Below are 18,990 nucleotides of genomic sequence, written 5' to 3'. Positions count from 1 at the left end.
TCACTCGGCGAGGAAGGACAGAAGCGCCCGGTTGACGTCCTCGGCGTGCGTCCACAGCAGGCCGTGCGGAGCGTCCTCGACCTCCACGTACTCCGCGTGCGGCAGCGCCCGGTGGAACGGGCGTCCGGTCGAGTCGATGGGCAGGATGTTGTCCGCCGTTCCGTGCAGGATCAGGGCGGGCACGTCGACGGCGGGGATGTCCCCCCGGAAGTCGGTGAACCACGTCATCGGCGCGGCCGCCGCGGCGAAGGGTCCGCCGGACGCCGCCGTGTGCCAGCTGTTGCGGACGGATTCCGGGCTGATGCGGCTGCCGAGGTTCTCGTCGAGGTTGTAGAAGTCCTTGAAGAACGACGTGTAGTACGCGTACCGGTCGGCCTTCACCGCCGCGGAGATGCCCTCGAAGAACTCGCGGGGCGCCGCGCCGTCCGGGTTGTCGTCGCTCTTCAGCAGGCAGGGCTCCAGCGAGGCGAGGAAGGCCGCCTTCGCGACGCGCTCCGTCCCGAACCTGCTGACACAGCGGGCCACTTCACCGGTGCCCATGGAGAAACCGACGAGCACGGTGTCCGAGACGTCGAGGGTCTCCAGGACCATGTTCAGATCGGAGGCGAAGGTGTCGTAGTCGTATCCCGTCGTGGGCTGACCCGACTGTCCGAACCCGCGCCGGTCGTAGGTGATCACGCGGTACCCCGCGTCGAGCAGCGCGGCGGACTGTTTCTCCCAGGAGCGGCCGTCGAGGGGGTACCCATGGATGAGGACCACGGCCTGTCCGGCCCCGTGATCCTCGTAGTAGAGCTCGATGTCGGTGGAGTTCTCGCGTCCCACGGTGATGTACGGCATTGCGGTTCCGTCTTTCCTCGGCTCGATGGCGGGCAATCCGGGGCGCACGGCCGCGCCGGGGCGGAACCGGGCGATGTCTCCAGGTTCCCGCGACATGCGCGACCCCGCATCCGGTCGACGGCGCGTACGGGATCGCCGAAGGGGGCCTGCCGCAGCATCCTCTCCGCGATCTTGGGCATGCATGGGGCGTTCGACGGCCCCCCCACAAGGAGTGATCCGCTCGATGAGCGCCACGACGAGACCGTCCGCCCCGACTCCGACCGCTCCCGGCGGCCTGCCGCTGATCGGTCACGCCCACCGGCTCGCCCGGGACCCCCTTCCGTTCATCACCTCACTGCGCCGGTACGGCAGCGTCGTCCGGATACGCATAGGTCCGAGCCCCGCCTACGTCGTCACCGATCCCGCGCTGACCCGCCGAGTCCTGGTGACCGAGGCCGCCCACTTCCCGAAGGGCGGCAGGATCATCGACGCTCTCCGCCTCTTCTTCGGCGACGGCCTCGCCACCATCGCCGACGGCGAGGCACACCTGCGCAATCGCCGGCTGATACAACCCATGTTCAACAAGTCGCACATCGCCGACCGCGGCGACGCCATGATCCGTCAGGTGCGCGCCATGGTCGAGGCGTGGCCACAGGGCGTGCCGCGGGACGTGTACGCCGACATGAACGCGACCACCCTCGCCGCGTTCCTCGTCGCCCTCTTCGGCACGGACCTGCCCGACCGGCTGGAGAGCGAGTTCACCTCGCTGATGCCCGAGATCATGGAGGGAACGATCCGGCAGACGATCCTTCCCTCCTGGATCACCGGACTGCCGCTGCCCGCGAACCGCGCCCACGCCGCCCGCGTCGCCCGCCTGCGGGCCCTGATCGACCAGGCCATCGACCACCACGTCCACCGGGCCGCGCACCCGGGGACGGACGGGACCGGTGCGGTACCGGCGCAGTGCCCGCACGCGCCGGCACCACCGACGCGGCAGGCGGGCCTGTTCGCCGCCCTGCTCACGGCCGAGACCCCGCTCAGCCGCCGGCAGCTGCAGGACGAGGTCATCACCCTGCTGACCGGAGCGATCGAAACCACCGGGACCACCCTCGCCTGGGCCCTGTACGAGATCTCGCGGGACCCCGGGACCGAGCGGCTCCTCCGGGACGAACTCGCCCTCGTGTGCGCCGGCCGTCCCCTGCGGCACGAGGATCTGGACCGGCTGGTCCACGCCCGGAGGGTTCTCCAGGAGGCGATCCGGAAGTACGGACCGGCCTGGATGGTGACGCGCACCGCGAGTCGCGACATCGAACTCGGAGGGCACCGCATCCCCGAGGGCGCCGACGTCGTCTGGAGCCCCTACCTGCACCAGCACGACCCGGAGGTGTTCCCCGCCCCGGACGTCTTCGACCCGGACCGCTGGGCCCCCGACCGCTCGCAGGCCACCCGCGGCTCCTTCCTGGCGTTCGGCGACGGCCGCCGCAAGTGCATCGGCGAGAACTTCGCCTGGACGGAACTCCAGATCATCCTGGCCACCATCCTCCAGACCTGGCCCCGGATCGGCGTCACCTCCGCCGCACCGAGCGCCCAGGCGGTGGTCACCGTCAAGCCGGACAAGCTGATGATGACCTTCTCGTCCGAGGCTTCCGGCTGAAGACGGACCGGCCGGGCCGGTCGCGGCAGGCGCACCGGCCCGGCCGATCCGGCCGTGAACGGCGAAGAACAGCCAAGTGCGGTCAGAAATCAGCACCTTCAGTGGCCGGTGACGGGTTAATGTCGGTGTCAGGGAGCAGAATGATCAGTGAAAGAGATCAACACCGGCGCCGTGCTGGGTAGACGGTCTCGAGTTCCGGCTCCGGAAAGGCCCAGCGATGCTCATCACCATCAACCAGATGCAGGACCGTCCGCGCGCCGGACGGGTGACCACCGGGCTCCGGGCGGCCCCCGAGAGTTCGTTCACCCCGGCCGGTACCGGCAACGCCGACGTACTGCGCATCATCGCCGACCCGCGTACCCCCACCTTCGTCACGGTGTACGCGAACGGCCGCCGCAGATACAGCTACTGGCGTCCGCTCGACTCCACCACCGGCCAGGGCGGCTGCTACGCGGCCCTGCCCACCCCGGACTGCGACGAGCTGCACGCGGCCGGGAAGATCGAGCTCGGGGACCCCGTCGAGGACCCGAACCGGACGACATACCGGGTCAGCGCGTCCCCCCGGCTGGCCCCCGCGCCGATACGCTCGGCGCGGGAGCGCCCCCGCGTGGTGCGAGCCGCTCGCGTGGCCTGAACCGGCCGCCGGGGTGCGCTCCCGTGCCGCGCGAGGTGTGCGAGACGCGGCACGGGAAGGCCGAACGGCGACGTCGGGAGCCGGGCAGAGTCCCGGGGATGCGCGGGAACAGCATGAGCACGGAGGCGACGGCACACCGGGCGGGAACGACGCGGACGCGAGGGGCGGTCGCGCTCCGGGCGCTCGCCGTGCTGACGGTCGGCGCGCTGGCCGGCTGCGGCGGCTCGGGCGGAGTGGGCGCACCGTCCCCGGACGGCGACCGGGCGCCGGAGCCCCGTTCCGCCTCGACGCAGCTGCCGGTGCCGGCGGCGGACGGGCACGACACGGCCGTCTGCTCGGACGGGAACTGCGAGATCGCGGTCTCCGAGCCGGTGACCGTCCGCTTCGACGGGCCGGCCGGCACCACGACCCTGTCCGTGACCGAGGTCGGCCCGGACCGGATCGAGTACGTACTGAAGTCCGGCAACGGCCGGTCCAGGAACGGAGTCGAAGGCCCGGGGCAGGTCTGCCTCACCGTGCTGCGTTCCCACGGCTCCAGCACCTCGTGCGGCGGCAAGGGCGACGGGCGGCCGCCCGCCGCCCGGCCCGGCGCCGTCGTCATCCGGGCGGCGACGGGGGAGGACGGGACGGCCCTGCTCCACGTGGTGTCGGGCTGACGGGCCGTCAGGTGATGGAGGCCGGAACGACGGCGGACGCCGCGAGGCTGCAGGGCGCCGTCAGGTCTCCCGCCCGCTTCCCCGTTCCTCGCCGAGCACGGCCCACCGCGTCGGTTCGCCCTCGTGCGGCACGTGTCCTCGGCGCCCGGTCCTCCGCCACGGTGTACGCCTCGTCCGTCGGTGAGGCGCTCGGGGACCACTACGGGTAACAACTAAGCCTGAAACATTCTGCTTGGTGCTCAAAGGGGGCGGCGGCAGGCGTCTGTGGGCGGCGGACGGGTGCCTGTGCATCATTGGTCCGTACCAGAGTGTTGACGCCTTCTGGTTCATGCCTTAAATCAAGGAGCGAAGCACTTGCCCCCCCACACCCTCGGTCGGTGCGCCCGTGGACGCGGGCCGCCGCACGGAAGGGAGAGCCATGTCCTCTCCACGCACGCTTCGCAGATGGCTGACGGTCGCGCTGTCCGCGGCCCTGGTCGCCTCCGCCGCCGTCGGGACCGCCCGGGCGGAACCGGTGGACGACACCACCGCCGCTGCCGCGGCTCCCGCGGCCGTGACGTTCTCGGACCACTTCGACGGGCCCGCCGGGGCGGCCGTCGACTCCTCCAAGTGGCACATCGAGACCGGCGACAACGTCAACAACCACGAGCGGCAGTACTACACGTCCGGCAGCAAGAACGCCGCCCTGGACGGCCAGGGCCACCTGGTGATCACCGCCCGCAAGGAGAACCCGGCCAACTACCAGTGCTGGTACGGCACGTGCCAGTACACCTCGGCCCGACTGAACACCTCCGGAAAGTTCACCGCGCAGTACGGGCACGTCGAGGCGCGGATGAAGGTCCCGCGCGGTCAGGGCATGTGGCCCGCCTTCTGGATGCTGGGCACGCCGGTCAACTGGCCGGACTCGGGCGAGATCGACATCATGGAGAACGTCGGCTTCGAGCCCTCCACCGTCCACGGCACCCTCCACGGCCCCGGTTACTCCGGCGCGGGCGGCATCGGAGCCGGTTACACACTGCCCGGCGGCCAGGCCTTCGCGGACGGCTTCCACACCTTCGCCGTCGACTGGGCGCCCGACTCGATCACCTGGTCCGTGGACGGGAACGTCTACCAGCGGCGGACCCCCGCCGACCTGGGCGGGAAGCAGTGGGTGTTCAACAAGCCCTACTTCCTGATCCTCAACCTGGCGGTGGGCGGCTACTGGCCCGGGGACCCGGACGGCTCGACCGTCTTCCCGCAGCAACTCGTGGTCGACCACGTGTCGGTGACGACGAGTGACGCGCCGGCCGGCGGCGCGATCCGCGGCCTGGCGGGCAAGTGCGTCGACGTCGCCGGGGCGGACACGGCCAACGGCACCCCGGTGCAGCTCTACGACTGCAACGGCACCTCCGCCCAGCGGTGGTCGGTGGGCGGGGACGGCACGATCCGGGCGCTCGGCAAGTGCCTGGACGTCACTTCGGGCGGCACGGCGGACGGTACCCCCGTCCAGTTGTGGGACTGCAACGGCACCGCGGCCCAGAGGTGGGTCGTCACCGGCGCCCGCGACATCGTCAACCCCCAGGCCGACAAGTGCCTGGACGTGACCGGCAACAACGCGGCCAACGCCACCCGGCTGCAGATCTGGACCTGCACGGGTGCCGCGAACCAGAAGTGGACGGTGGGCTGATTCCCGACCGGCTCCGGCGGGACCGCGACCCCGGTGGCGGTCCCGCCGGCCACTACGCTCGCCGGATGCGTACTCCCCGCTCAGCCTCGGGCTGGACCATGGCCGTCTTCGGGGCGCTCGCCGCCGCCCTGGGCGCGGTGGGCCTGATCGCGCCGGCCGCGCAGCTGTCGCTGCTGGGCCTCGCGGCCCCGGGCGGGCAGGGCAGTGGCGGCCTCACGCCGGCCTTCGTGACGGCGTCCTCGATGGCGGCGCTCAACATGGGCGCGTACTACATACTGGCGGCGCTCGCCGACTGGCGGGCCTTCTTCCGGTGGACGGTGCCGTTCCGGCTGCTGACGTGCACGGTGTTCACGGTGGCCGTGCTCACCGGACGGGCACCCGGGGCGTTCGTCGGTGTCGGCGTGTGGGAGGGCCTCGGCGCGGTCGCGACCGGTGCGGCGCTGCGGTACGAACGGCGCACCGCCGCGGCGGGCGACCCCGACGGGAGTGCGGTGGCCCCCGGCCCCGCGGACCGTGCCGAAGCCTGAACCCGAGGCATCGGGCCGCCATAAATGTTTTTACCTTTCTTTTGTTGTCGGGGAACGTGGCCACCACCACGTCCGTTGACCGGTCGGACCGTGGGATCCGGGACTGACGACCGGTACCGGAAAGACAGCGACAGAAGCCGAGGTGGAACCAGTGGCGATGTGGGACCGAGTCAAGGACCAGGCCAGGGCGCTGCAACAGTCCCAGGGCGCGCGGGCGGGAGGCGGACAGCACGGGAACCCCGGACCGGCACCGGCCGGCGGCCCCGCGCGCGGTTCGTCCTCCGGCGGCTCCAGGGCCCAGCTGATGGGCCTGCTGAAGTCCCAGCTCGCCTCGGCGAAGGCGGAGCTCAAGAGCGGCGCCTACCGGGACGCCAGCATGGCGATGTGCGCGCTGGTCGCGGCCGCCGACGGGCGGGTGGACCCGGCGGAGCGGCAGCGTGTGGAGGAGCTGATCGTCTCCAACGACGTCCTGCAGAACTTCCCGCCGGACCAGCTCCGCAAGCGGTTCAACGAGCACGTGGACCAGCTCGTGGCCAACTTCGAGGTGGGCAAGGGGCGGGCTTTGCAGGACATCGCCAAGGCGGCGAAGAAGCCCGTCGAGGCACGCGCGGTCGTCCAGACCGGCATGGTCATCGCCGGCGCCGACGGCACCTTCGAGGCGTCCGAGCAGTACGCCATCCGTGAGGCCTGCGCGGCCCTGAACATCTCACCGACGGAATTCGGGGTCTGAGGGCCGCGCAGGTCCCTTCGGTCACACCGCCGGAGCGCCGCCGACGGTGTGACCGAGCAGATGCAGCGGGGCGGCCGACACCCCGGCCCGTTCCACGGCCTCCCAGTAGGCCAGGGACACCCCGGCGTCCACCAGGCCGTGCACCAGCGGCAGTTCCTGACCGGCCGCGTGCAGCAGGGACTCGGCACGGCAGGACGCCAGGGTGCCCTCGATCCAGGGCTGAGCGAGATAGCCGGCCGCCGCCACGGCCGGCAGGTCCTCGGCGACCTGCCGGTCGGTGCGGCCGACATGCAGCAGCCCGCCGCCCAGCACCAGCACGTCCTCGTGTTCCCGCATACGGGTAAGGGCCCGCTCGGTGTCGAAGCAGTGCGGGAAGGAGTCGTCGACCACGATGGCCCCCGGCCGCAGCCGGCCGACGTCGAGCACCGCGGTGGCGCCGCTCACCGCCGTCACCAGCAGGTCCGCACCGTGGACCGCGTCCGGCAGCACCCGCTCCGACTCCGCCACCTCGACGCCGCCCGCACCGGCCAGCCCACGTTCTTGCAACCGCCGTCCCAGCGCGGCCAGTCGTGGTCCGCTGCCCCGCACGTCGCACAGCAGCAGACGCCGGGGAGGCCGGGCGGCCAGGGACAGCAGCAGTTCCAGGGAGGAGGCACCGATCGAACCCAGCCCGGCGAACGCCACGTCGAGATCCGAGAGATTCCGGCCCGTGGCCTCGAGCGCCGCGTGCACCGTCCTGACCACCGCCACCACCGTCGCCGCGTGCCCCGTCGTCACGGCCGCCGGATGGCTCCCGGACCGCAGTACGTCGAAGCCGTATCCGGTCAGCGACGGAATCATCCCCGCCAGGGACACACAGCGCGCTCCCTGTGCGGCGGCGAGCGACACGGCACGGGTGGTGTGCCCCACCAGCCCGCTGCCCGCCGCGAGTTCGTCGGCGAAGAGCGGAACGCAGACGAAACCGGACCGGCCCAGTGGCGTACGGACCGTCTCCAGCAGACGCGGGGCGCCGTCGGGGAACAGCAGGTCGCGCAGCTCGGCCCGCGGCAGTGCCGCCCCGGGCAGACCCGCCAGGCGCGCCAGATGGCCGGGAGCGGGCAAGTAGCCGACCAGGGCCGCGTCCATGGTGTCCCGGGTTCCGGGTCCATGACGGCCACCCGACGCGGCCCGGGTGAGACGCCGGCGCACCGCGTCGGCGAAACGGTCGAGCGTGCCTGGTGGGAACGCCGCAGCCGAGCCCCGGACCGTGACCCGCACCCCGTCCGTCTCGGGCCGTACCGCCATGAACACGTCCGTCGTGGCGGCGGGTGGCAGGAACGTACTGTCGCCCGACTCCCACGACAAGCGCAGCGTTTTGCCGTCCGCGGGGGCCAGCGCGGAGAAGTCGAGGAAGGTGAAGAAGAACTGCGAGGTCAGGGGAAGCCCGTCGGCGCTCCGGGGGAGCACGTCCTCATGGGTGCGTGCCTCCTCCGCCTCCGCCGCGACACGGCGGAGCGCACCGCCGAAGTCCCCTTCGGAAAGGGGCCCCTCGGAGGCCGGCCGTACGGGTACGGCCGTGGCGAACGGGCCGAAGACCCGGTGCGCGTCGGGCAGCGTTCCGTCCCGGCCGCTCACCGCCAGCCCCACGATCAGGTCCGGTCGGCCGGTCAGCGCCGCGAGCTCCTGGTAGTAGGCGGTCAGCAACGGCGCGTAGAGGGTGGTCCGCGCGCGTGCGGCGAGCGCCCGCAGTGCCGCCGTCGGGGAGGCTTTGAGGGTGAACTCCGCGGAGCGGAACACGATGTCGCGGTGGGCCCCGGTCTGCTCCTCCTCGCCGTTTCCGCCGACGGCGGTCCGCAGCACCGGCGGCCGGTACGGGGCGCACACCCGGGCCCGGCGTCGCTCCCGGGCCCGCCCGGCGACACCGGCCTGGTGCCCGGCCTGCGTCGAGGACCGGACGTGGTCACGGAAGTCGCCGCGCAGCGGCGGGAGCGGGGGCGTGGAGCTGCCGCCGGTCAGCCGGTCGTACACCTCGGTCAGTTCCTGCGTCAGCAACGCCGCACTGTATCCGTCGCCGATGACATGGTGCGCGTGCACCAGCAGGACGTGCTCCTGTGGGGCCAGGCTCAGCACCTGAAGCCGCACCAGCGGCCAGGCCCAGGGTTCGAGGCACCGTGCCGCCTCGGCGGCGGCCCGTTCGTCCACTTCGGCCGGGGTCGCGACCGTCGTGAAGGCGACCGGCAGACGCAGCGACGGCGGCAGTTCCTGCTGCACGGGCGGCCGAGTACCGGCCGGGAAGACGGTGCGCAGCATGCCGTGACGCTCCACCAGCAGGTCGACCGCGGCCTGGAAGGCATCGGGGTCCAGCGGTCCGGACAGCCGAAGCCGCGCCAGCCAGGTACCACCGCCCGGCGAGAGCTCCTCCGCGAGCAGGAAACCGCGTTGACCGGGCGTGACGGGGAACGGGGCCGTGCGGTCGTCCGCGGCCGGGGAAAGGGGAAGGGAAGGGGAAGGGGAAGCGGAACACGGCTTCACCGCATCGGCGTCGACCGCGTCGTCGACCGCGTCGTCGACCGCGTCGACGGCCGCGGAGAGTGCCGCGAGGGTGCGGTGACGGTAGATCACGGTCGGCCGGGGCAGCGGCGCCTGCAGCTCCGCGAGCCGGGAGAACACCCTCAGGACGAGCAGCGAGTCACCGCCCAGGTCGAAGAAGTCGTCCTCCCGGCGTACCGAGGCCACCTGAAGCACGTCGGACCAGATCTCCGCCATGCGCCGTTCGGTCACGGTGGCCGGGGGAGTCCCGCCACCGTCCGGCAACGCCGAACCTGCGGGGGAACCGTCCTGGACCGCCGTCGCGCCGGAGCCAGGGGCCGGACCGGCCAGTGCGAGGCGGTCGACCTTGCCGGTGCCGGTGAGGGGCAGTGTGTCAAGGCAGGTGATCCGGGCCGGGAGCATGTACGAGGGCAGGAGACCGGCCAGATACCGGCGCACCTCCCGGGTGTCCGGCCGGTCCGCCGCGGACCCGGGGGTGACGAAGGCGAGCAGCTGCCCCTCCTGCGCGATCACCGCCGCCCGTGCGACGCCGGGACAGCCCTGGAGCGCCGCCTCGACCTCTCCCGGCTCCACCCGGTGCCCACGGATCTTCACCTGGTCGTCGATCCGGCCGAGGAAGTCCACGGTGCCGTCGGCCGACCGGCGTACCCGGTCTCCGCTGCGGTACCAGCGCCTCCCCGCCCGCAGGGTGAACGCCCGCCCGGTCAGCTCCGGTTCGCCCAGGTAACCGGGGGTCAGACCGGTGCCCGCGATGAGCAGTTCCCCCGGCTCGTCCGGCTCGCAGGGGGTGCCGTCGGCGCGGACCACCTCCAGGTCGGTGCCGGCCACAGGGCGTCCGATCGGCAGCTGCCGCACCTCGTCGCCGGGGCGGGAGTCGATGACGTGGCAGGTGGCGTTGACGGTCGACTCGGTGGGCCCGTACAGATTGGCGATGCGCGCGCCGGTCCCGAACAGGTCGAACCAGCGGCGCACATGGTCCACGGGCAGCACCTCCCCGCCGACATGGACCCACCGCAGCGCGGTCAGGTCCGGCAGGCCCGCCCCGCTCCGGGCCCTCGCCTCGGCGGCGGTCAGCAACTGCTCCCACAGCGTCGGCACGGAACTCCACACGGTCACCCGTGCCCGCTCCATCTGCGTGAGCAGCAGTTCGGGATCCCGCAGCGAGGACCGCTCCACCGTCACCACGGTGCCGCCGACCAGGAGGGGGGCGAGCAACTGGCGCACCGAGGCGTCGAAGCAGAGCGACGCGGTCTGTGCGAGGCGGTCGCCGGCACGGTACCCGAAGGCGGCGACGGCCCAGTCGAGGTAGTTCTCCATCGCCCGGTGAGTGATCGGTACCGCCTTGGGCCGTCCCGTGGAACCGGAGGTGAAGATGACATACGCGATCGCCTCGGCACCGGGCGGCGCGGCAGGAGCGGCAGGGGGCTCCGGCGCGGTCACCGGAACGCCGCCGTCCACCGGTGCGTCCCCGAGGACGGGAACCGCCCGTACGGCCGTGAGGACGTCGGCGGTCTGCCGGGTGGCGGCGTGGCACACCACGGTGGTGGCGCCCGTGCGGACCAGTTGGCCGGTCAGGCGTGCGACGGGATGCTCCGGGTCGAGCGGGACCCAGCCGGCCCCGGCGCGCAGGATGCCCACCACGCCGACGACGGTGTCGGCACCCGGCTCGGTGAGCAGGCCCACCAGATCACCCGGGCGTACGCCGAGGGCGCGCAGGCGCGCGGCGAGCAGAGCGGAGGCGCGATCGAGCGCTCCGTAGCTGAGCGACGCACCCGCGGCGTCCACGGTGGCGGTGGTGTCCACCGCGACCGCGTCGGGCTGCTCCCGGAACCGGTCGAGCAGCCGCGCGACCAGCGAAGCCGGCGCGGGGGACGGCACCGGGCGGACGGCGCCGGCATCCGGCGACGGTGTCGTCGAGCCGGGCGACGGCCGTGTGCCCAGCACCGCGGCCAGTTCGGCGCGGAACTCCCGGTCCAGTCGTGCCACGGTGGCCCGCCGGAACAGCGGCTCAGGGAAGTTCCATGACCAGCGAAGGAGTGGGCCGTCCGCCCAGCACAGCAGACTCAGCCGGGTAGCGGCCGACCCGGTGCCGGCCGCGGTCGCCCGTACCTCCACCGGGCAGCCCGCGGCCGTGCCCACCGGGAAACGGGCGAAGCTGAAGCCCGCCGGGCTCACCGTCCGGGGGCCGGCTCCGGCGCCGGGCGCGGCGCCGGGAAGCAGTGCGGCCAGGTCCAGACTGCTCAGCCCCGCGTGCCGTTCACTCTGCAGCCAGATCCGGCGCAACCGCTCCGCCAGGGGCAGAACCCCCTCGTCGTCGGCCGTCCGGCACAGCAGGGGGAGGGTGTCGGCGAGCGGGCCGACCAGCCGGTCCACCCCCTCGAAGCGGTCCTCGCGACGGGCCCTGGCCACGTTCACGGCGACGTCCCGGCCCTTCGACCACCGGGCCAGGCAGCGCACATACGTGGCGAGCAGCAGATGGAACAGGGAGACACCGTGCGCGGCGGCCAACTGTTCCAGACCGGCGGTGAGTTCCGCGTCGAGCCCGCCGTAGTGCTGCACGATCGGGCCGGACGGGCCGGACACGAGCGCGTCGGGATCACTGTCGTACGGCAGCCGCAGCGGTTCGCCCCGTGCGGCGAGGCGCTCGGACCAGTAGCGCCGGTCGGCACGCCGCTCAGCGGAGTCGGACGGCGGCAGACTCGACGCGTACCGCGCGAAGTCCGGTGCTGGGAGATCCTGTTGCGGACGGTCTCCGCGGCACAGAGCGGTGTACGTGTTCCACAGTTCCTCGGCGAGGAAGTTCAGGCTGTAGCCGTCCGCCGCCACGTGGTGCACCACCAGCAGCAGATGGGCGAGCGCCGGCTCCCGACGGAGCAGCACGGCCCGGATCGGTGGCAGCGCCGCCAGGTCGAACGGCTGGTTGCACACGGCCGTTTCGGCGGCGTCCACCTCGTCGGCGGCGCAGTCGCGCACCTCGTACCAGTCCGACAGCGGCACCGGCGGCACCGTGCGCTGCGTCGGCAGCCCGGCGGGTTCACGCACGTCGTCCACCCGCAGCCGCAGCATGCCGTGCCGTTCGGCCAGGGCCGCCAGCGCCCGGCCGAGCAGGTCGGTGTCGAGCGGGCCGCGGACCGTCAGGCGCAGATGACCCCGCGCCGGAACGTCCGGGTGCAGCCTGCTGCTGGTGTACAGCGCGAGTTGCACGGGCGTCAGGGCGAAGGACAGCTTGTTCCCGGCACCGGCACCGGACCCCTCACCCGCCCCGGGCTCGTTCATGGCCGGTACGGAGGGCCCGCCGGTGTGCTCCTCCAGGTGGGCGGCGAGTTCACGCACCGTCCGGTACTCGAAGAAGAGCGTGGTGGGCAGGTGCCGTCCCAGCCTCCGCTCCAGCCGCTTGACCAGGTCGACGGCGCCCAGCGAGTCCAGGCCGAGTCGCAGGAACGGCGTGTCGTCGTCGACGGCGGACGCCGGGACACCGAGCGACTGCGCCAGCAGTTCCCGCAGCACGACAGCGGTGTCCGACGGCACCGAGGGCCGGCGCCCGCCGGCCTCGTCCGGACCGCCGGACCGCTCGACGGCCGTGGGCCGCGCGGGACGCCGCGGCACTACGGCAGACCGTGGCGTCGGCGCCGAGGTCAGGTCGGCGAGGACCAGCTGAGCGGCGTCGGCGCCGCACGCCGTGCGCAACGCCGCGAGCGCGGGCGCGGTGGCCAGGGGCCGGCCTCCACCGCCCGCGCCGGCCGTGCGGCCCCCGGCACCGTCGCGTGCTCCGAGGCCCGCGGCGGCCGCGAGGCCCGTCTCGGCGAACGGACCCAGGTTCACCGACAGCCAGGGCCGGCCCGCCAGGCGCTCCGCCCCGGCGAAGGAGTCGAGGAAGGCGTTGGCCGCCGCGTAACCGCCCAGCGCGCCGGCCAGGCCCGGCAGGACCGACGAGACCGACGAGAACGCGACACACACCCCCGGACGCTGCCCGTGCCGCTGCAGCGCACCGGCCAGCAGGACCGTGCCCAGGGTCTTCGCCCCCAGCGCCTCCACCGTCTCCCGCACGTCCGCCCCGCGCAGGCTGCCGGGCCGTACCACGCCCGCCGCGTGGAACACGGCATCCAGCGGCGGCAGCCCGCGAACGAGGCGCTCCACGTCGTCGGGTGCCGTGAGGTCGGCCATGACATAGCGTGCGTCGGCACCGAGGCCGGTGAGTTGCTTCAGCAGACCCGAGGGCGGGTTCGGGGACCGCCCCGCCAGCACCAGGACCGGCCGGCCCCGGCCCGCCAGGTCCCGGGCCAGCGCGGACCCGATGCCTCCGGCACCCCCCGTGACGAGGTACGCACCGTCGACCGGCAGCCGGTCCTCGCCGACCGGCCTGCCGGACCCTTCCACCGGGCTCTCCGCGTCGGTGCCTCCCGGCACGACGGACCGTACGAGACGCCGCCCTCCCCTCCAGGCCACGGCCCCCGCCGCCTGCGGCGCCGTCAACTCGGTGACCAGATCCCGCAGCAGCCCCTCGTCACCGGGGGAGTCGGGGAGGCCCGGTGAGTCGTGGGACGAGAGGTCGACCCAGTTCGCGACCACCCCGGCCGACTCCTCCGGTACGGCCAGTGCCAGACCGCCCAGGACCGCCCGCCCCGGCACCGCGTGCTCCACACCGTGCCCGGTGACGTGCGCGTCCTCGGTCACGACCAGCAGGCGGCGGGCTCCGGTCCGGTCGAGCAGGGTGAGGGCGTCCTGGACCGCCGTGACGGCCTGCCGCAGGTCCCCTTCGAGGCCCTCCGCCGGGTGCGGCCGGGCCGGCCCACCGAGGAGGAGCACCGTCTGCGGACGGACCTCACCGTCGTCGGCCGTGCCGGCCCGCACTCCGACGGCGGCGAACCCGTCCACCAGGCGGCGCACCGCCACCGGGTCCGCCCCGGTCACCAGCACGGGGCCGGGAAGACCGTCGCCGGTCAGCGGCGCGGGCCGCCAGCCGATGTGGTGCAGCAATCCGCGTGCATCGGGTTCGGGCCAGTACCTGCGCCGCCGGTACGGGTACGGCGGCAGCTGCACCCTGCGGTGGCCCGCGTCGAGCGCCGTACGGTCCAGCGGCACCCCGCGCACCCACAGCCGCGCCACCGTCTCCATCAACTCCCGCGCCCCGCCCGGCGCGGACCCGGTGCCGGACGGCTGCGCGGGGGCGGACAGCACAAGGGCACCGTCATGAGTGCCGTCATGACGGTCGCCAGGACTGCCGTCATGGGCGCCGCCGAGGTGCCTCCGGCGGGCGGCCACCGCACGGAGGGGACCCGCGAGGCCCTCCCCCGGGCCGAGTTCCACGAACGTGTCGTAGCCCTCGTCCAGCAGACGGTCCACGGCCCGGCCGAACAGGACCGGCCGCAGCGCGTGTTCGCGCAGGTGGTCCGGGTCCAGGCGCGGCTGCCACTGGGCGGTGAGCGTACTCATCACCGCGAGCGCGGGCGCCGAGGGCTTCAGCAGCCTGCGCGCCGCATCGCTCACCGCGTGCGCGACCGGTGCCATCAGCGGCGAGTGGAAGGCGCGCGGCACCCGCAGCGCACGGACCGTCGCGCCCCGCGCGGTGAGCAGCTCCGACGCCTGCCGCACCGCCTCGGGGGTGCCGGAGACCACCAGTCGGCCGGGACCGTTGTACGCCGCCACCGCGAGGTCACCGGGGGAGGCCGCCACCAGGTCCTCCACCGCCCGTTCGTCGGCCCCCCGCACCGCCGCCATGGCGCCCGGGGCGGTCGATCCGCCCATCAGCCGCCCTCGTTCCGCGGCGAACAGCACCACCTCGGACAACGACAGCATGCCGCCGACACAGGCGGCCGCCAGTTCACCGACGCTGTGCCCGACCACCGCGTCGGGCCGCACCCCCCAGGCCGCCAACTGCCGGGCGAGCGCGACGCCGTGCGCCACCAGCAGCGGCTGCGCCACCTCGGTCGCGGCCAGCGAGGAGGCATCGGCTCCGCCGTCGACGCACCAGGCCGTCAGCTCCCGCCCGTGCACGGCTCCCACCAGCGCCGACGCCTCGTCGAGCGTCGTACGGTACACAGGCGCCGTGTCGTACAACTCCCGGCCCTGCCCCGGTCGAAGGCCGCCCTGACCGGGCAGGACGAAAACGGTCCGGGGCCGGTGCGTCACCGTCCCGGCGACCGCGCCCGGCACGGGCGCCCCGTCGGCGGCGCGCACCGAGGCGAGCCGCTCCCGCAGGTCGCCGTCGGCCACGACGGCGAGCCGGTGCGGCCGTTCGTCGCGTGCGGCGCCCGCCGTCAGGCAGACATCGCCCTCCGTGAACTCCGGGCGGTCGCGCAACCGCTCCGAGACCCGCGCCGTCCACGCGTCGAGCCCGGCGGCACTGCCCGCCGACAGGGTGAGCAGGTTCGGGCCGCGGACGTCCCCGCCCGGCGGCAGGGCACAGGAGGGCGGAGCCTGCTCCAGTACGGCGTGCGCGTTGGTGCCGCCGAAACCGAAGGCGTTGATCCCCGCCCTGCGCGGCCCGGACGACTCCCAGGCCGTCACCTCGGTGACCAGGGCGAACCCGGACCGCTCGACCGCGGGGGAGACCGGTGCGTGATGCAGGGAGGCCGGCAGCCGCCCGTGCCCGAGGGCCAGGACCACCTTCACCAGGGAGGGCAGAGCCGCCGCGTTCAGCAGGTGCCCGACGTTGGTCTTCACCGAGCCGAGCAGCCGGGGCCGGCCGTCCGGGCGGGCCGGGAAGGCATGGGCGAGGGACCGCAGTTCGATCGGATCCCCCACGGCGGTGCCCGTCCCGTGGGCCTCGACGTACGAGACCGACGCCGGGTCGACACCGCAGTGCGCGTAGGCCCGGCCGATCACCTCGCGCTGCCGCAGCGGGTTGGGTGCCATCAGACTCAGCGACGTACCGTCGTTGTTCACCGCGGTACCGCGTACGAGGGCCAGGACCACGTCGTCGTCCCGCCGGGCCTCCTCGAGGCGCCGCAGGACGAGGACCGCGCCGCCCTCACCCGGTACGAACCCGTCGGCCGCGGTGCTGAAGGCACGGCTGCGCCCGGTCGGTGACAGGGCCTTGGCCGCTTCCAGAGCCTGGTGCGCGGAGGGGGTGAGGTGCAGGTTGACCCCGCCGACGACCGCCACGTCGCACTCGCCGTCCGCGAGACTGCGCCGGGCCAGGTGCAGCGCCACCAGGCCCGAGGAGCACGCCGTGTCCACGGCCAGCGCCGGGCCGTCCAGGTCGAGGCAGTGCGCCACGCGCGCGGCGACCAGGTTGGGGAGATTGCCGGTCAGGGCCGTCGCGTCCGCAGGAGCGCCCGCGGGGCCCGCCTCGGCGAGAAGCTGCCGGTAACCGCTGTCGCCGACGGCGGCGAAGACCCCGGTCCGCAGGCCCCGCCGCCGGGCCCCCGCGTAACCGGCGCGTTCCAGCGCCTCGTGGGCGAGTTCGAGGAAGACACGCGCCTGCGGATCCAGCGTGCGCGCCTCCTCGTCGCCGATGCCGAAGTGGCCGGCGTCGAAGGCGGCGGGGTCGTCGAGGAAGGCCCCCCGACGTGCCGGCCGCCCCGCTCCCGTGCGGCCGTCCGCGCTCCAGCGGCCCGGAGGCACCGCGGACACGGCGTCGCGCCCGTCGGTGAGCAGGTCCCAGAACTCCTCCGGCGTGTCGGCCCCGGGAAACCGGCAGGCCAGACCCACCACGGCGGTCGCGGACACGCCGTCCGCACGGCCCGCGGCGGGCACGCCCTCCTGCCCGTACGCCGCCGAGGCGACCGCCTCCCCCGGCGCGGGCGTGCCCTCCCCGGCAGCCGTCCCGACGACGCCCATGAGGTGGTCGGTGAGCGTGGCGACCGTGTCGTTGCGCATCACCGCCGGCCCCAGAGCGACACCGAGGAACCGTTCCAGCCCGGCCAGCACCTCCATGGCCCTGATCGAGGTACCGCCCAGCTCGGCGAACCGCTCCCGGTCCCCGAACGACGCCTGCGGCAGCCCCAGGACCCCGGCCCACGCCTCACGCACCGCACGCCGGACCTCCCCACGGGAACGGGGCACCGTCCCCGGCCCCGCGGACGACGGCCGCGGCCGTTCCACCGGACCGCCGGACGCCGCACCGGAGCGCGCCGACGGCCGGTACGTCCCCGCCTCGAACCGGGAACGCATGAGCTGCCGCCGCACCTTTCCGCTCGTCGTCCGGGGGAAGGCGGACGGCGGCAGCGCGAGCACCCGTACGTCGTCGTGGCCCAGCGCCGCGCGGACCCGGCGCGCGACCCGGTCCAGCACCTCGGACGCGGTGCGCGGCGGTCGCGCCCAGGCGACGAACACCACCACCCGCTCCCCACCGCTCACCGGGTCGGTCGACCCGACCACCACCGTCGTACCGGCCGGCACCCCCGCCGTACCCGCCGCCACCTCCTCCAGGTCCGGGGCGTGGAACGTACGGCCGCTGACGAACAGGACGTCCTTGTGCCGGCCGCTGACGCACAGCCGGCCGTCCCGGAGGAAGCCCAGGTCCCCGGTGCGCAGCCAGCCGTCCGCAAAAGCCTGCTCCGTCGCGTCCGGCAGCCCGTGGTAGCCGCGTGCGATCTGCGGACCGCTCACCTCGATGTGCCCCACCCGCCGGTCGCCCAGCACCCGGCCCCCGCCGTCGGTGACACGCACCGAGCACCCCGGCACCGGTACGCCGACATCCATCAACTCCACGGCGTCACCGCCGGGTTCCCGTTCCACCACACGGCCCCGGCTGAGCGCGGCGCGCTCCACGGCCACCGGCACGGCCACCTCGCCCAGCGGCGGGAACGCGACGGCCAACGTCGCCTCGGCCAGCCCGTACACCGGCGTCGCCGCCCGCGGATCCAGCCCCGCCGCCCGGGTCCTGGCGGTGAAGTCCCGCCACACCGTCGCCGATATCGGTTCGGCCCCCACCAGGATCAGCCGCACCGCGCTCAGGTCCAGCCCGGCGAACACCTCGGCGGGAACCCGGCGGAGGGTCAGGGCCAGCGCGAAGTTGGCCGCCGACAGGATCGTGGCGCGATGCGCGGCGGCCACGTCGAACCACAGCCGGGGATTCTTCGCGAACGACAGAGGACCGATCTTCACCTGCTTGGCCCGCGCGGCCAGCGGTGCCAGATGGGTGCCGATCAGGCCCATGTCGTGGAAGTACGGCATCCAGCTGACCACCACGTCGTGTTCCGTGAGGGCGGAGGCCCCGGTCAGCTGCCGCAGGTTCGCCAGGACGGCCGTGTGGGTCAGCTCCACGCCCTTGGGCGCACCCGTGCTGCCCGACGAGAACTGCAGGAAGGCCAGTCCGTCCGGGGAGACTTCGGCGGGAGTGGCCAGGGGCGGGCACGCGCGCAGTGCGTCCAGCCGCAGGACCTCGGCGCCGTCGGGGAGTTCGGCGGCCACCGGAGCGCAGGCCGCGTCCACGACGACCGGGGGCCGGCCGAGGTGCTCCCACACCGGCCGGACCCGCCGCACGTCCGGCGCCAGTGGCACCGGTACCGAACCGGCCGCGAGCACGCCCCAGAACAGGGGCTGGAAGTCCGCGCCGTCCTCCGCGAGCACCGGAACACAGGTGCCCGGCGCGACATGTGCCGCACGCAGACCGCCCGCGACGCGCAGCGCCCGGTCCACCAGTTCCCGGAAGGTGACGGCCACCTCGCCGCCCTCCCCCCGGACATGGACGATCACCTGGTCGGGGGACCGGTGGGCGGCATCGAGCAGGACGTCCAGCAGCGTCTCGGCGTTCATCTGTCCGTTCGTTCGTCGGTGAGGCAAGCGGTGGGGCAAGCGGTGGGGTGCGGCATGCGTTGTGTGGGACGGTCGA

Annotated in this window: 8 protein-coding genes; 6 read left to right on the top strand and 2 right to left on the bottom strand. The window is 73.8% G+C overall.

The genetic code is table 11. The annotated features are described in order from the left end of the window. Nucleotides 1–837 carry an alpha/beta fold hydrolase gene (locus ACTWJ9_RS31855; protein WP_279337695.1) on the bottom strand — a complete coding sequence of 279 codons (837 nt, stop codon included), beginning with the start codon at nt 835–837 and terminating at the stop codon, nt 1–3. 223 nt (nt 838–1,060) lie between these two features. Between ACTWJ9_RS31855 and ACTWJ9_RS31850 the strand changes: the two genes are divergently transcribed. From ACTWJ9_RS31850 to ACTWJ9_RS31825, 6 genes are all read left to right on the top strand, one after another. Further along, nucleotides 1,061–2,470: a cytochrome P450 gene (locus tag ACTWJ9_RS31850; protein WP_443296078.1), complete on the top strand. Its 1,410-nt coding sequence runs from the start codon at nt 1,061–1,063 to the stop codon at nt 2,468–2,470. A gap of 217 nt (nt 2,471–2,687) precedes the next feature. Beyond that, complete coding sequence (locus ACTWJ9_RS31845; protein WP_279337699.1) at nt 2,688–3,104, top strand: hypothetical protein; 417 nt, start codon at nt 2,688–2,690, stop codon at nt 3,102–3,104. Nucleotides 3,105–3,202: 98 nt separating this feature from the next. Further along, on the top strand, nt 3,203–3,760 hold the full coding sequence (locus tag ACTWJ9_RS31840; RefSeq protein WP_387035336.1) for a hypothetical protein: 558 nt from the start codon (nt 3,203–3,205) through the stop codon (nt 3,758–3,760). 418 nt (nt 3,761–4,178) lie between these two features. Beyond that, nucleotides 4,179–5,426 carry a lectin gene (locus ACTWJ9_RS31835; protein WP_387035338.1) on the top strand — a complete coding sequence of 416 codons (1,248 nt, stop codon included), beginning with the start codon at nt 4,179–4,181 and terminating at the stop codon, nt 5,424–5,426. Nucleotides 5,427–5,491: 65 nt separating this feature from the next. Further along, nucleotides 5,492–5,953, top strand: coding sequence for a hypothetical protein (locus ACTWJ9_RS31830; protein WP_388707672.1), 462 nt, complete (start codon nt 5,492–5,494; stop codon nt 5,951–5,953). Nucleotides 5,954–6,104: 151 nt separating this feature from the next. Further along, nucleotides 6,105–6,683 carry a tellurite resistance TerB family protein gene (locus ACTWJ9_RS31825; protein WP_279337703.1) on the top strand — a complete coding sequence of 193 codons (579 nt, stop codon included), beginning with the start codon at nt 6,105–6,107 and terminating at the stop codon, nt 6,681–6,683. Between the two features lie 21 nt (nt 6,684–6,704). Here ACTWJ9_RS31825 and ACTWJ9_RS31820 read toward each other — a convergent pair whose 3' ends face one another. After that, nucleotides 6,705–18,914 (bottom strand): amino acid adenylation domain-containing protein, encoded by a 12,210-nt coding sequence (locus ACTWJ9_RS31820; protein ID WP_443296077.1) that lies wholly within the window; start codon nt 18,912–18,914, stop codon nt 6,705–6,707. Nucleotides 18,915–18,990 lie beyond the last annotated feature (76 nt).

It is taken from the genome of Streptomyces sp. GDS52 (genome assembly GCF_052246875.1).
GTDB lineage: Bacteria > Actinomycetota > Actinomycetes > Streptomycetales > Streptomycetaceae > Streptomyces > Streptomyces cathayae.
This window is presented reverse-complemented; position numbering and strand designations above follow the sequence as displayed.